This window comes from Enterobacter sp. V87_3, assembly GCF_029967835.1.
In the GTDB taxonomy this organism is placed as follows: Bacteria; Pseudomonadota; Gammaproteobacteria; order Enterobacterales; family Enterobacteriaceae; genus Enterobacter; species Enterobacter cancerogenus.
Map to the genome: position 1 here is coordinate 268,207 of NZ_JASCAM010000024.1, position 13,877 is coordinate 282,083.

The window sequence follows — 13,877 nt, forward strand, 5'->3', positions numbered from 1 at the left end:
TTAGTTATCGTTCGCACCTGTGACCTGGCTAACATTTCTCCAGCTCGCGGATTCACTATGCTTTGCCGCAGTTGATTACGAGGGCGAAAGTATGTGGGCGGCAAATCAGAAAACATCAAATCCGTTGTCTTCACGCCAGGACGTGGTGGCGTCTCTCAATGCCATGCTCGGCGCGCTGGATGCACAGTTTCCGGCAGGGCAGTCGCGTTTCTCACTCGGCGAGACCTGTGCGCATTACGCGACGGAAATTGCGCAGATGGAAGGGCTGTCGCGCGCGCTGTGGGGGCTGTTTCCGCTGATGGCCTCCGGCGATGCCGCCCCGTTCAGCGACAAGTACATTGAGGCGATCCGGCTCGGCACCGATCCGCTCAGCGCGGGTTACTGGGGAGAAACCGCCCCCTACGATCAGCGTCTGGTGGAGATGGCGGCCTACGGACTGGGGCTTGCGCTGCTCGGGGAAAAACTCACCGACCGCTTCAGCGAGCGCGAGGTCATGAACCTGCACGCGTGGCTCAACCAAATCACCGATGCGCAAATGCCGGACAGTAACTGGAACTACTTCGCCATCATGGTGCAGCTCGGCTTCAGGCGCGCCGGACTGCCGTACGACCAGCAGGCTATCGATCGCCGTTTTGCGCTGATGGAGGCTTACTATTTAGGCGACGGCTGGTATTCCGACGGCCCCGGTCGGCCAAAAGATTATTACATCTCAATGGCATTCCACTTCTACGGCCTGATTTACGCCACGCTCAGCGGTGATGAGGAGAGGGGGCAGATCCTGCGTGAGCGGTCGCGCCTGTTCGCCGAAGACTTTATCTACTGGTCCGCCGCCGACGGTGCGTCGGTGCCGTTTGGCCGTAGTCTGACCTACCGCTTCGCGATGGTCGCTTTCTGGAGCGCGGTGGCCTTTTCCGGGCTTGAGGTATTCACACCGGGCATCGTGAAGGGCATTGTGCTGCGCCATTTACGCTGGTGGCAGCAGCGGCCCATTGCCGATCGCGACGGCATTCTGACGCTCGGTTTTGCTTATCCCAACCTGGCGATGTGTGAGGACTACAACTCGCCGGGGTCGCCGTACTGGGCGCTGAAAACCTTTCTGATCCTGGCCCTGCCGGAGACGCATCCGTTCTGGCAGGCCGGGGAAGCGCCGCTTCCCGCGCTGGCCGAAAAACGCGTGCTCCCGCATGCGGCGCAGATCCTGATGCACGCGGACGAGTCGCAGCACGTCACCATGCTCACCGCCGGTCAGCTTGAGCTGAACAATTACGTCAACACCGAGGCCAAATACACCAAATTCGCCTACTCCAGCCGCTTCGGCTTCACCCTTGAGCGCGGACGCTTTGGCCTGAAACACGCGGCGTGCGACTCCATGCTGCTGCTGGCCGACGGGGACGATTACTTTCGTGGCCGCCGGGCGTGTGATGCGGTGCGCGTCGAGGAAAATTACCTCTACTCGCGCTGGTCTCCGTGGTGCGACGTGCATATCGACACCTGGCAAATCCCGTTCGGCGAATGGCATCTGCGTCTGCACCGCATTCACAGCGCGCGGAAACTGCAAACGGCGGAGGGCGGATTTGCGGTGATGAAAACCGACCCTCAGATCCGCGATCGCGGCTGTTATCTGGCGGCCAGCAACGGCAGCAGCGTGATTGTCGATCTCTCTCCTGCGCTTACGCGCCAGCCGGACAGCCTCGTCACGCCGCCTAACAGCAGCGTGATGTTTGCGGAGTGCGCCTCCATCCCCCTGCTCAAAACGGAACTCCCGCAAGGGGAAAGCTGGCTCTGTTGCGCCGTCTTCGCCAGCGAGCAACACCGGATTGCGGCTACGCCGCAGCTGACCATGACCCCTGACCAGGTCGTTATTCGCGACCCCGGAAGTGAACGCCAGCTGTCGTTCACTTTATAAAACTCTGGCCCCTACTCGTTGGCGAGGATGCTATGAAAAGACCATCTACAACAAACAGAACCGAATATTACAAAATCAGCAGTTTTATTTTTCTGTATTTCTTTACCTGGTCCGCCAGTATTGGCCTGCTGGCGATCTGGCTCGGGCAAAAAGCCAATCTTAGCGGGTCGGTCATTGGCACCGTCTTTGCGGTGAACGGTATTTTCTCGGTTATTCTGAAACCGATCTACGGCTATATTCTCGATAAGATCGGCATGAGCAAATACCTGCTCTATTTTGTGGTGGCAATGTCTGCCCTGATGGCACCGTTCTTTATCTACGTTTATCAGCCGCTATTAATGTCCAACACCATGCTGGGGATAATTATTGGCGCGCTCTATTTGAGCTTTGCCTGGTATGCGGGCGTGGCGGCGTGCGAATCCTATTCCGACCGCTTCAGCCGTTTAAACGGCATGGAGTTTGGACAAATTCGCATGTGGGGCTCGCTCGGCTGGGCGGTGGCGTCCTCCTTCTCAGGTCTGCTGTTTAACCTCTCTCCGGCCTATAACTTTATTATGGGCAGCGTGGCGTCGGTGGTGATGCTGATTGTCCTGCTGAGCCTGAAAGTGAACACTAACTCCGTTCACGCAGGTGAGGTGCTGACCAAAGAAAAAATCGCGCCGTCGGACGTGTACGCCCTGCTGCGGAATCGTAAATTCTGGGCCTTCTGCCTGTACGTGGCGGGTGTGGCGTGGATGATGTTTATTGCCGAGCAGCAATTCTCGCGCTATTTCGTCACCTTCTTCGACGATATTCACCAGGGCAACGCCGTCTTTGGCTATCTGGGGACCGTGCAGTCGGGAATGGAATTCGTGATGTATATGGTGATCCCGCTGTTCGTTAATTTTATCGGCGCTAAACGCGGGCTGTTAATTGTCGGGCTGGTGGTCGGGGCGCGTCTGATTATTTCCGGGATGTGCGATTCACACCTGTTAATTTCCGTGCTTAAGCCGCTGTACGGGCTGGAAATCTGCCTGCTGCTGGTCTCCGTATTTAAATATATCGCCGAGCATTTCGACAAACGCGTAAATGCCACCATGTATTTGCTGGGCTATCAGGCGATGCTGTACGTCGGCAACGTGGTGGTGTCATCGCCTGCCGGCTATATGTATGACCGCATCGGCTTCGAGCAGACCTATATCATCATGGGCGCCACGGCGCTGACCTTTACCCTGATCTCTGCGTTTACCCTCTCCGCCTGCCAGAGCAAGTGGCGTGGGAGCCGTACGCTGAACGTAGCCGAGCCCACTTCACGTTAATTATGCCGTCAAAGAAGGAACCGAAATATGTTAAGTCGTATCAAAGAGGAACGCCTGAACGCCATCGCCACGCCCGTCGATTCACGCGCGTTTAGCGATGAGCTGAGTTCGGCGCGCAGCCACGTCCTCGAGTTGATTAGCCGTCACGTAACCGAGTTCGGTGAGCAGTTCCCGGCGGAAACCTGTCAGGACGGTTTTTATCCACTGACGGACAACGTGGAGTGGACCACCAGCTTCTGGACCGGGCAGCTGTGGCTGGCGTGGGAGATGAGCGGCGAAGAAAAATTCCGCGCGCTGGCGGAGAAGCACGTGCGCTCGTTTGGCCTGCGCATCGCCGGGCGCAGCGACACCAATACCCACGATCTGGGTTTCCTCTATACGCTCTCCTGCGTAGCGGCCTGGCGGCTGACCGGCAACCGTGAAGCGCGCGGCTTTTCACTGCTGGCGGCACAAGCGCTGCTGGAGCGTTTTCACGCGCGGGCGAAGATCGTCCAGGCGTGGGGCGATCTGACCGATCCCGAGCAGGCCGGGCGTATGATCATCGACTGCAACATGAACCTGCCGCTGCTCTACTGGGCGAGCGAACAAACCGGCGATCCGCGCTTCGCGGAGGCGGCAAAAGCCCACGTCATGCAGGCGGCGACCTATCTTATTCGCGACGATGCCTCGACGTTCCACACCTACTATATGGATGTCGTGACGGGCGCACCGCGCTACGGCAACACCCAGCAGGGCTACGCAGATGACTCCTGCTGGTCGCGCGGGCAGGCCTGGGGCATTTACGGCTTCCTGTTGAGCTACATCTATACCGGCGATGAGACGATGATCGGCCTGTCAAAACGGCTGGCAAACTACTTCCTTAACCGCCTGCCGGAAGACAACGTCTGCCACTGGGATCTGGCGCTGGTGGGCACCGACGCGCTGCGCGATTCGTCATCGGCGGCGATTGCGGTGTGCGGCCTGCTGGAGCTGGTGAAACATCTGCCGGTTACGGACCCGGACCGGGAACGGTATCTGGAATGGGCAAAAGGGATCATGTCTTCGCTGACGAAACACTATCTGATGGGCAAAGAAGAGAAGGGCAACGGGCTGCTGAAGCACTCGGTTTACCATCTGGCGAGCAACAAAGGGGTGGATGAGTGTGCAAGCTGGGGGGATTACTTCTACGTGGAAGCGCTGGTGCGGTTCACTCAGAGCTGGAAGCTGTACTGGTAAAAATGCCGGGGCGGATCACCACCCCAGCACGTCGGAAATCGCCCTGCGATAGGGCGTACTGATTTGCGCCGGTACGCGACGGAAGTAGTCCTGCGCATGGGCGCGCGTCTCACCGCTAAGGCTGTCCAGATAGGCAATTGCCTCGTCAACGGTGGGAACGCGGCCTTCCAGGCTCGCGCTGCGGGGCGGCAGCCCGGTCCAGATGAGAGCATCGATGCCCTTTTCCGCTGCCCACGTCGAGAGGACACCGGTACTGCGCCCGGCAATCAGCAGGGAGCCGATGCCGTCGCAGCGCGACTGCGGAATGGCCTCCCGCTTGCGCAGCGCGTCGCAGGCCTGGCTTAGCGAATTCACGCTGAGCCAGGCCCATAGCACCGGTACCGCAGGGGCATTCATACAGAGGGCGGTCGCCAGCTCACCGCCGTCGCTGACCCGGCAAAACTCGACGGGCAGAGACGGCCCGTCAGGTTGCCACTCACCGGCGACAGGCAGCGGGCCGTACTTCCAGATTAACGAACCCCAGCCAAGGCAGGCTATCTTCATCCGTTCGCGTTCCGTTGCTATCAGGCTTTAGGAATACGCAGCGTCTGCCCGGGATAGATTTTATCCGGGCTGGAGAGCATCGGGCGGTTAGCTTCGAAAATCTTGTTGTACTGGTTGGCATCGCCGTACACGGTTTTGGAGATGGCGCTCAGGGTATCGCCGGATTTCACCGTGTAGTAGGTGGCTTCGTCTTTGGCATCGGTCGCGGTGATGTTGTTTTCCACTTCGCTCACGCCCGCGATGTTCCCGACGGCAACCTGGATTTTTTCTTTCTGCTCCTGCGTCAGCCCATCGCCGGTCACGCTGGCTTTGCCATCGGTGACGTTAACCTGGACCTTATCCGAGCCGGGAATATTCAGTTTCTTGAGGTGTTCGGCGATTTTGTCGCCCTGACCTTTGTGGTCGGTCAGGTTGTCCCACAGTTTTTCGCCTGCTTCTTTTACGAAATTAAAAAGACCCATTCCATCCTCCTGTTAAACATGAAGTCAGAATAAGCATAGCAGGTCACAGAAATTTCCCTCTCCGAAAGGAGAGGGAAGGAAGGATCAGACGCCCTGCTCCAGAATACGGATATGGGTGTCGAGCACGTTCCCTTTCACCGCGTCGCTCCACGTTTTCATGTGCGCGGTCTGCAGGTGTGCTTCAAGGTGCGCCACGGTTTCCCACTGCTCAACCATGATGATGGAGTCCGGCGCGGTGGCCTGGAAGCTGGCGTCGGTGGCGGCATCAATCATCGGCGCATAGCCGTGGCAGCCTTCTTCTTTCAGCACGGTTGGGATAATTTTTGCAAACTCATCCAGCACCGCCTGACGGTGATGTTGGCCTGGACGCGTACGAATTTCTGCAATTACGGTAAGCATATCGTTTCTCCTGATGTCAGGCTTCCAGTTAACCAAAAATCTCCGCGAGATGCTTGCGATATTCTGCGATATAGCGTGGGACATCAGGCATTTTAATCACGTCATTGACGATAAAGGTCGGCAGCGGGGTCATGCCCAGGAACTGATTGGCCTTGTGGAATGGCAAATATGCGCCGTCTACGCCCACGCCTTCAAAGAACTGATCTTTCTCGGTAAAGGCCTCAATTGGTGCGTTCCAGGTCAGGGAGAGCATGTATTTTTTCCCCTGGATCAGGCCGCCTGATCCGTACTTTTTAGACGCATCAGAGCGGGTACGACCGTCGCTGGCATACAGGGAGCCGTGGCCTTCGGTGAACACGTCGTCCATGTATTTTTTCACGGTCCACGGTGCACCCATCCACCAGCCCGGCATCTGCCAGATGATGGTATCGGCCCACAGGAAGTTCTGCACTTCTGCTTTAACATCGTAATCGCCGTCCGCGCGCACCACCCTGACATCATGCCCGGCGTCGCGCAGGAAACCGTCCGCGACCTCGGTCAGGGTGTCATTCAACTGGCCTTTAGAGTGCGCGAATTCTTTCGCGCCGTTGATAATCAGAATATTGCTCATTATTTGTCCTCGACGATGAGAGTATGCCGGACAGTCTACGCGCGAGAACGGGGCGGTAAAATAGGCAAAATGTGCAAAGTCTTTTGCTGCTCAGGCAATAATCCCCTACCAGCTTACGGTGACGTCAAGACCGCCCTCGGCACTATTGGCCAGCGATACGCGCATTCCGTGCAGGGTGGCGATGCGTTTAACAATCGATAGTCCCAGGCCGCTGCCGGTCTCATCCTGTCCCGGCGGGCGATAGAAGCGCTCGCCGACGCGGGCTAAGGCGTCGGGGGCAATACCCGGGCCGTTATCGCGCACGCTGAAGCTGCGGGCGTTAAGGGTCACGTCCACCACGCTGCCGCGCGGGCTGTAGCGGATGGCGTTATCCAACAGGTTGCGCACCAGCAGGCTGAGCAGGAGTTGCTGGCCGGTACGCGTTGCCTGCGGTGCATTGATGTTCAGCCGAATATCAATCCCCGCCTGTTGAGCCGGATGATAGATGTCCATCACGGCGGACTGGAGTAAATCGGCCAGCGCAAGGGGTTCGATATTGTCGAGGTTATCCAGCGAATCCAGACGCGACAGCGTAAGAAGCTGATCCACCAGCCGGGATGCCCGATCAATGCCGGCATGCATCTGCGCCAGGGCTTTGGCCTGCGCCTGCGGATCGTCCAGGTACAGCTGCGCCACATCCGTTTGCACCTTCAGCGCGGCCAGCGGGCTACGTAGCTCGTGGGCGGCATCCGACGTGAAGCGGCGCTCGCGGGACATCATCTCCTGGGTGCGCGTGAAGAGATGATTCAGCGAGTCGAGCAGCGGGCGGACTTCCGCAGGGACACCCTGCGTCGACAGCGTATCGGTGGCATCCGGCGAGCGCGATCGCAGGGTCTGCGCCAGCTTTTTCAGCGGCTTAAGCTCACGGCTCAGCATGACAATCAGCAGAAGCAGCATCACCGGGAGCGCCACCAGCCACGGCGTGAGTTGCGAGCTGACCACGTCCAGCGCCATCTCCTGGCGGTACTCGGCTTCCTGCCCGACCACCACCCGGTACTTACCGTCCGACGAGGTTAGCCACACAAAGCGCCACGCGTCGTTATCATCTTTCAGGCGACCATCGTCAAATCCGTCGCGGCGGTAGTGATACGGAATATCGCGTCCGTTTTCGCCGTCGTTGAGGATCATATCGCCGTCGGCGCTAAAGATGGCGAACGCCAGCGCGTCGTCGTCCAGACGACCGTGCTTCACTTTTTTGGGCATGTCGCGCATCCGTTCGGGGGCGCGGACCTCATCCAGATCCATCGTCAGCAGCCGTTTGGCAAACAGCATCTGCTGGGTATCAAACAGCTTATCGAGCTTGTGGGTGGTTTGCTGCCAGGCGACAAGGCTGGCGGCGAACCAGGCGGCCAGCGAGAGCAGCAGGAACAGTAGCGTCAGGCGTAGCTTCAGACTCAGTTTCATGCGTCACCCAGGGTATAACCGATGCCGTGCACGGTGCGGATAAACTCGCTCCCAAGCTTGCGGCGCAGGTGATGAACATGCACTTCCACCGCGTTGCTGGAGACGTCGTCATCCCAGTTATACAGTTTTTCTTCAATGTGTTTGCGCGGCAGAACCCGGCCCGCGTTGCGCATTAACAGCTCAAGGAGCGCAAACTCTTTCGGTTTAAGCACCAGCGTGTCGCCGTCAAGCGTCGCCACCAGGCTGACCGGATCGAGCATGACCTTACCGTGGCGCAGTTCGCTGCGCGTCTGGCCGTGACTGCGGCGCACCAGCGCTTCAAGGCGGGCCGCCACTTCGATCAGGGCGAACGGCTTACACAGATAATCATCCGCCCCCAGACGCAGCCCTTCGACGCGCTGGTTAAGCGCATCCCGCGCCGTCAGGATCAGCACCGGCTCGCTGCGGCCGCTTTCGCGCCACGCGCGTAGCATCTCCAGACCGTCGATTTCCGGCAGGGTGAGATCCAGCACCACGGCGTCGTACGGGGCGCTGTAGAGCGCCGCCTGGCCGGTTTTCCCGTCGGTGAACCAGTCCACGCTAAAGCCCAGTTTGCTTAAGCCCGTCTTAATGCCGTCGCCAATTAACTTGTCGTCTTCTACCAGTAAAATGCGCATGTTCCCTCCATGATGCAGCCAGTAAACCCGTTGCGCCCGGGCGCTGTACAGTAAAAATAAATAAATTTTTCCCTTAAGAAGTTGTTAAGGATTACCCTGTTTAATGGATTGCGAAACAACATTAAAGGGAGAGATAAAGATGAAAAAATACGCTGCAATTGCTGCCATCATGATGATGACCACCGCACCTGTCTTTGCTGCACAGGGTGGCTTTAACGGCCCATCGGCCACCGCCAGCCAGACGCAAACCCAGCAGGGCGGTTTTGTGGATAACAACGCCAACCTGACCACGGCGGCAAAAGTGAAAGATCTGAAGGACGACGCCTGGGTTAAGCTGCGCGGGAACATCACCGAGCGCCTGTCCGATGACCGCTACACCTTCCGCGACGAGAGCGGCACGGTGGTGGTGGAGATCGACCACAAGCGCTGGAACGGCGTGACCGTGACCCCGCAGGATAAAGTCGAACTTCAGGGTAAAGTCGATAAAGACTGGAACGAATTTGAAATCGACGTGAAGCAGGTTATTAAACTGAACAAATAACCCGGAAAGGGCCGCTTAACCGGCCCTTTTTCTTTGTGACTCAACTCGCCAGATGAGGTAGTATCTGCGGCAATATTGCCTGAAACCCATCGGTTTCTGAGTTGAGGAATCACACGTAATGAGCGATATGGCAGAGCGCCTCGCGCTACATGAATTCACGGAAAACGCCTACCTGAACTACTCCATGTACGTCATCATGGACAGGGCGTTGCCGTTTATCGGGGATGGCCTGAAGCCCGTCCAGCGCCGCATCGTCTATGCGATGTCCGAGCTGGGGCTGAGCGCCAGCGCCAAGTTCAAAAAATCCGCCCGTACCGTCGGTGACGTACTGGGTAAATACCATCCGCACGGCGACAGCGCCTGTTATGAAGCGATGGTGCTGATGGCGCAGCCATTCTCTTACCGCTACCCGCTGGTCGACGGGCAGGGGAACTGGGGTGCGCCGGACGATCCGAAATCCTTCGCGGCCATGCGTTACACCGAATCCCGCCTGTCCAAATATGCCGAATTGCTGCTGAGCGAGCTGGGCCAGGGCACGGTTGACTGGGTGCCTAACTTCGACGGGACATTGCAGGAGCCGAAAATGCTGCCTGCGCGCCTGCCGAACATCCTGCTCAACGGCACCACCGGTATTGCCGTCGGCATGGCGACGGACATCCCGCCGCACAACCTGCGTGAAGTGGCAAACGCCGCCATCACCCTGATTGAACAGCCGAAAACCTCGCTGGACGAGCTGCTGGATATCGTGCAGGGGCCGGACTACCCGACCGAAGCCGAAATCATTACTTCGCGCGCGGAAATCCGCAAAATCTACCAGAACGGCCGTGGCTCCGTGCGTATGCGCGCCGTCTGGAATAAAGAAGATGGTGCCGTGGTGATCACCGCGCTGCCGCACCAGGTCTCCGGTGCGAAGGTGCTGGAGCAGATCGCCTCCCAGATGCGCAATAAAAAGCTGCCGATGGTGGACGACCTGCGCGATGAGTCGGATCACGAGAACCCGACCCGTCTGGTGATCGTCCCGCGCTCCAACCGCGTGGACATGGATCAGGTGATGAACCACCTGTTCGCCACCACCGATCTGGAAAAAAGCTACCGCATCAACCTGAACATGATTGGCCTCGACGGCCGCCCGGCGGTGAAAAACCTGCTGGAGATCCTCACCGAGTGGCTGACGTTCCGCCGCGATACGGTGCGTCGTCGTCTGAATCACCGTCTGGAAAAAGTGCTCAAGCGCCTGCATATCCTCGAAGGTTTGCTGGTGGCGTTCCTCAATATCGACGAAGTGATTGAAATCATTCGTACCGAGGACGAGCCGAAGCCGGCGCTGATGTCGCGTTTCGGTATCAGCGAAACCCAGGCCGAAGCGATCCTTGAGCTGAAGCTGCGCCATCTCGCCAAACTGGAAGAGATGAAGATCCGCGGCGAGCAGGACGAGCTGGAAAAAGAGCGCGATAAGCTGCAGGCGATCCTCGCCTCCGAGCGCAAAATGAATACCCTGCTGAAGAAAGAGCTGCAGGCCGATGCCGACGCGTTTGGCGACGATCGCCGTTCTCCGCTGCACGAGCGCGAAGAAGCCAGAGCGATGAACGAGCACGACATGCAGCCTTCCGAGCCGGTCACCATCGTGCTGTCGCAAAGCGGCTGGGTGCGCAGCGCGAAAGGTCACGATATCGACGCGCCGGGCCTGAGCTACAAGGCGGGCGACAGCTTCAAGGCGGCGGTAAAAGGCAAGAGCAACCAGCCAGTGGCATTTATCGACTCCACGGGCCGCAGCTATGCCATCGATCCTATCACGCTGCCGTCTGCGCGCGGGCAGGGCGAGCCGCTCACCGGCAAGCTGACGCTGCCGCCGGGTGCCACGGTTGACCATATGCTGATGGAGTCCGACGACCAGAAACTGCTGATGGCCTCAGACGCGGGCTACGGCTTCATCTGTACCTTTAACGATCTGGTGTCGCGCAACCGTGCGGGTAAAGCGTTGATCAGCCTGCCGGATAACGCGCACGTTATGCCGCCGCTGGTCATTGAGAACGACAGCGATATGCTGCTGGCCATCACGGCCGCCGGACGTATGCTGATGTTCCCAGTGAGCGATCTGCCGGCGCTGTCAAAAGGTAAGGGCAACAAAATCATTAACATCCCGTCGGCGGAAGCGGCAAAAGGCGAAGATGGCCTGGCGCACCTGTTTATTTTACCGCCGCAAAGTACGCTGACGATCCACGTTGGCAAACGTAAAATTAAGCTTCGCCCGGAAGAGTTGCAAAAAGTGGTAGGCGAGCGCGGCCGCCGCGGCTCGCTGATGCGTGGCCTGCAGCGTATCGACCGCATTGAGATTGATTCTCCGAATCGTCCCGTCGTGGGCGACAGCGAAGCCTAGTTTAGTTCTCACCCCCTCTGTTCCGGAGGGGGTAAATTCACTAAAATTTCCCGTAAAAACGTTGTTAATTCATGCGTTGCGATTAACAATACGCGCTCGTAATAAAGTCCTTACCTGGCCACAGGTGAAGTATAATTGTCAGCTGTCAGGGCTTCAGAGGTCGCTATGCTATACATTGTTCGTTTAATTCTTACCGTTATTTACTGCATTCTGGTCTGTGTTTTCGGCTGTATCTGGTGCCTGTTCAGCCCGCGTAATCCGAAGCATGTCGCCACTTTTGGTCACATGTTCGGACGTCTTGCCCCGCTGTTTGGCCTGAAGGTCGAAAAACGTCTGCCGGAAGGGGCAGAGAACTTCGGTAATGCCATCTATATCGCTAACCATCAGAACAATTACGATATGGTCACGGCTGCTAACATCGTATTACCGCCGACCGTGACGGTAGGGAAAAAAAGCCTGCTGTGGATCCCGTTTTTCGGCCAGCTTTACTGGCTCACCGGTAACCTGCTGATCGACCGTAATAATCGGGCAAAAGCCCACGGCACCATTGCCGAAGTGGTGAACCACTTTAAAAAACGCAAAATCTCAATCTGGATGTTCCCGGAAGGGACGCGCAGCCGTGGCCGTGGCCTGCTGCCGTTTAAAACCGGTGCGTTTCATGCTGCAATTGCGGCAGGGGTTCCAATTATTCCCGTGTGCGTTTCCAACACTTCTAATAAAATTAATCTTAACCGCCTGAATAATGGGCTGGTGATAGTGGAAATGCTGCCGCCGGTGGACACCAGTCACTACGGTAAAGATCAGGTGCGCGAACTGGCGACACACTGCCGCGAGCTGATGGCTCAGCATATCGCGCAGCTCGACAAAGAAGTCGCAGAGAGAGAAGCCGCCGGTAAAATTTAACCGGCGTTAAAGGGAAAACGAATTCCCGCGTTGTTAGTCGTTTCAGATGGAGCTTATATGTCACTCAGTCGGCGTCAATTTATTCAGGCTTCGGGGATCGCCCTTTGTGCGGGTGCGATGCCGCTGACAGCCAGCGCCGCGGGGCAGCAGCAGCCGTTGCCCATTCCGCCGTTGATCGAATCCCGTCGCGGGCAGCCGCTTTTCCTGACGTTACAGCGCAGCCACTGGTCCTTTACCCAGGGGACGCGCGCCTCCATCTGGGGTATTAACGGGCGCTACCTCGGGCCAACCATCCGCGTGTGGAACGGCGATGACGTTAAGCTGATTTACAGTAACCGCACGCCTGAGAATGTCGCGATGACCGTCAGCGGCCTGCAGGTGCCTGGCCCGCTGGTTGGCGGCGCGGCGCGCATGATGTCGCCAAACGCCGACTGGGCGCCGGTATTGCCGATCCGCCAGAGCGCGGCGACCCTGTGGTATCACGCCAACACCCCAAACCGCACTGCGCAGCAGGTCTATAATGGCCTCGCGGGCATGTGGCTGATTGAAGATGAGATCAGCAAATCACTGCCGATCCCGAACCACTACGGCGTGGATGATTTCCCGGTCATTATTCAGGACAAACGTCTGGATAACTTTGGCACACCGGAATACAGCGAGCCGGGTAGCGGCGGTTTTGTCGGCGACACGCTGCTGGTTAACGGTGCGCAAAGTCCGTATGTCGAAGTGTCTCGCGGCTGGGTGCGCCTGCGTTTGCTTAACGCCTCCAACTCCCGACGCTATCTGCTGCAGATGAGCGATGGCCGCCCCCTGCACGTGATTTCAGGCGATCAGGGCTTCCTGCCCGCGCCGGTTTCCGTTAAGCAGCTGGCGCTGGCGCCGGGCGAACGCCGTGAAATTCTGGTCGACATGACCAACGGCGATGAAGTCTCTTTAACCTGCGGCGAAGCGGCCAGCATTGTCGACCGTATCCGCGGATTCTTTGAACCGTCGAGCATTCTGGTTTCCACCCTGGTGCTGACCCTGCGTCCAACTGGCCTGCTGCCGCTGGTGACCGACAGCCTGCCGATGCGCCTGCTGCCGCAGGAGATCATGACCGGGCCAGCGGTCCGCAGCCGCGACATCAGCCTGGGCGACGATCCGGGCATTAATGGCGCGCTGTGGGACGTAAACCGCATCGATATTACCGCTCAGCAGGGCACCTGGGAGCGCTGGACGGTGCGGTCAGATATGCCCCAGTCGTTCCATATTGAGGGCGTGAGTTTCCTGATCCGCAACGTCAACGGCGCGATGCCGTTCCCGGAAGATCGCGGCTGGAAAGATACCGTCTGGGTGGACGGGCAGGTAGAGCTGCTGGTCTACTACGGTCAACCTTCGTGGCCGCACTTCCCGTTCCTCTATCACAGCCAGACGCTGGAGATGATGGACAGGGGATCCGTGGGGCAGCTGCTGGTGAATCCGGCGCCGTAAATGGCTTTTCTCCCTCTCCCTGTGGGAGAGGGGGTGAGGGCAACGGCCCGCACAA

Annotated in this window: 13 protein-coding genes; 7 read left to right on the plus strand and 6 right to left on the minus strand. The window is 58.2% G+C overall.

The features are described from left to right. Positions 1-91 precede the first annotated feature (91 nt). The 3 genes from QLG21_RS13895 to QLG21_RS13905 are packed head-to-tail and all read left to right on the plus strand — an operon-like array spanning position 92 to position 4,419. On the plus strand, positions 92-1,906 hold the full coding sequence (locus tag QLG21_RS13895; protein WP_282484623.1) for a DUF2264 domain-containing protein: 1,815 nt from the start codon (positions 92-94) through the stop codon (positions 1,904-1,906). Between the two features lie 32 nt (positions 1,907-1,938). Continuing rightward, on the plus strand, positions 1,939-3,204 hold the full coding sequence (locus QLG21_RS13900) for an oligosaccharide MFS transporter (protein WP_006178556.1): 1,266 nt from the start codon (positions 1,939-1,941) through the stop codon (positions 3,202-3,204). 27 nt (positions 3,205-3,231) lie between these two features. Continuing rightward, the gene (locus QLG21_RS13905; RefSeq protein WP_101736964.1) at positions 3,232-4,419 is read left to right on the plus strand and encodes a glycoside hydrolase family 88 protein; all 1,188 of its coding nucleotides are present in this window, start codon (positions 3,232-3,234) and stop codon (positions 4,417-4,419) included. A gap of 15 nt (positions 4,420-4,434) precedes the next feature. Here QLG21_RS13905 and QLG21_RS13910 read toward each other — a convergent pair whose 3' ends face one another. From QLG21_RS13910 to qseB, 6 genes are all read right to left on the minus strand, one after another. Then, positions 4,435-4,962 carry a hypothetical protein gene (locus QLG21_RS13910; protein WP_137272676.1) on the minus strand — a complete coding sequence of 176 codons (528 nt, stop codon included), beginning with the start codon at positions 4,960-4,962 and terminating at the stop codon, positions 4,435-4,437. Between the two features lie 20 nt (positions 4,963-4,982). Further along, positions 4,983-5,423, minus strand: coding sequence for a peptidoglycan-binding protein LysM (gene lysM, locus QLG21_RS13915; RefSeq protein ID WP_006178553.1), 441 nt, complete (start codon positions 5,421-5,423; stop codon positions 4,983-4,985). An 84-nt stretch (positions 5,424-5,507) separates the two neighbouring features. Next, entirely contained in the window at positions 5,508-5,822 is a 315-nt protein-coding gene (locus QLG21_RS13920) for a putative quinol monooxygenase (RefSeq protein WP_006178552.1), read from the minus strand. Positions 5,823-5,850: 28 nt separating this feature from the next. Continuing rightward, complete coding sequence (locus QLG21_RS13925) at positions 5,851-6,432, minus strand: NAD(P)H-dependent oxidoreductase (protein WP_006178551.1); 582 nt, start codon at positions 6,430-6,432, stop codon at positions 5,851-5,853. A 105-nt stretch (positions 6,433-6,537) separates the two neighbouring features. Continuing rightward, positions 6,538-7,875: a quorum sensing histidine kinase QseC gene (qseC, locus tag QLG21_RS13930; protein ID WP_282484624.1), complete on the minus strand. Its 1,338-nt coding sequence runs from the start codon at positions 7,873-7,875 to the stop codon at positions 6,538-6,540. Beyond that, positions 7,872-8,531, minus strand: a complete 660-nt coding sequence (qseB, locus tag QLG21_RS13935; RefSeq protein ID WP_006178549.1) for a quorum sensing response regulator transcription factor QseB — start codon at positions 8,529-8,531, stop codon at positions 7,872-7,874. The genes qseC and qseB overlap by 4 nt, the downstream gene beginning before the upstream one ends. A gap of 139 nt (positions 8,532-8,670) precedes the next feature. Between qseB and QLG21_RS13940 the strand changes: the two genes are divergently transcribed. The 4 genes from QLG21_RS13940 (at position 8,671) to ftsP (ending at position 13,822) form a co-directional block, all read left to right on the plus strand. Then, complete coding sequence (locus QLG21_RS13940; protein ID WP_058610761.1) at positions 8,671-9,072, plus strand: YgiW/YdeI family stress tolerance OB fold protein; 402 nt, start codon at positions 8,671-8,673, stop codon at positions 9,070-9,072. Positions 9,073-9,190: 118 nt separating this feature from the next. Further along, positions 9,191-11,449, plus strand: a complete 2,259-nt coding sequence (gene parC, locus QLG21_RS13945; RefSeq protein ID WP_282484625.1) for a DNA topoisomerase IV subunit A — start codon at positions 9,191-9,193, stop codon at positions 11,447-11,449. Positions 11,450-11,614: 165 nt separating this feature from the next. After that, positions 11,615-12,352, plus strand: coding sequence for a 1-acylglycerol-3-phosphate O-acyltransferase (gene plsC, locus QLG21_RS13950; RefSeq protein ID WP_058610762.1), 738 nt, complete (start codon positions 11,615-11,617; stop codon positions 12,350-12,352). 57 nt (positions 12,353-12,409) lie between these two features. Continuing rightward, positions 12,410-13,822 (plus strand): cell division protein FtsP, encoded by a 1,413-nt coding sequence (ftsP, locus tag QLG21_RS13955; protein WP_282484626.1) that lies wholly within the window; start codon positions 12,410-12,412, stop codon positions 13,820-13,822. The last annotated feature ends 55 nt before the right edge of the window (positions 13,823-13,877 follow it).

Coding starts and splice junctions, on each gene's coding strand:
- ftsP (WP_282484626.1), top strand. CDS start 12,410: ATGTCACTCAGTCGGCGTCAATTTATTCAGGCTTCGGGGATCGCCCTT.
- QLG21_RS13905 (WP_101736964.1), top strand. CDS start 3,232: ATGTTAAGTCGTATCAAAGAGGAACGCCTGAACGCCATCGCCACGCCC.
- plsC (WP_058610762.1), top strand. CDS start 11,615: ATGCTATACATTGTTCGTTTAATTCTTACCGTTATTTACTGCATTCTG.
- QLG21_RS13925 (WP_006178551.1), bottom strand. CDS start 6,432: ATGAGCAATATTCTGATTATCAACGGCGCGAAAGAATTCGCGCACTCT.
- QLG21_RS13940 (WP_058610761.1), top strand. CDS start 8,671: ATGAAAAAATACGCTGCAATTGCTGCCATCATGATGATGACCACCGCA.
- lysM (WP_006178553.1), bottom strand. CDS start 5,423: ATGGGTCTTTTTAATTTCGTAAAAGAAGCAGGCGAAAAACTGTGGGAC.
- qseB (WP_006178549.1), bottom strand. CDS start 8,531: ATGCGCATTTTACTGGTAGAAGACGACAAGTTAATTGGCGACGGCATT.
- parC (WP_282484625.1), top strand. CDS start 9,191: ATGAGCGATATGGCAGAGCGCCTCGCGCTACATGAATTCACGGAAAAC.
- qseC (WP_282484624.1), bottom strand. CDS start 7,875: ATGAAACTGAGTCTGAAGCTACGCCTGACGCTACTGTTCCTGCTGCTC.
- QLG21_RS13895 (WP_282484623.1), top strand. CDS start 92: ATGTGGGCGGCAAATCAGAAAACATCAAATCCGTTGTCTTCACGCCAG.
- QLG21_RS13910 (WP_137272676.1), bottom strand. CDS start 4,962: ATGAAGATAGCCTGCCTTGGCTGGGGTTCGTTAATCTGGAAGTACGGC.
- QLG21_RS13920 (WP_006178552.1), bottom strand. CDS start 5,822: ATGCTTACCGTAATTGCAGAAATTCGTACGCGTCCAGGCCAACATCAC.
- QLG21_RS13900 (WP_006178556.1), top strand. CDS start 1,939: ATGAAAAGACCATCTACAACAAACAGAACCGAATATTACAAAATCAGC.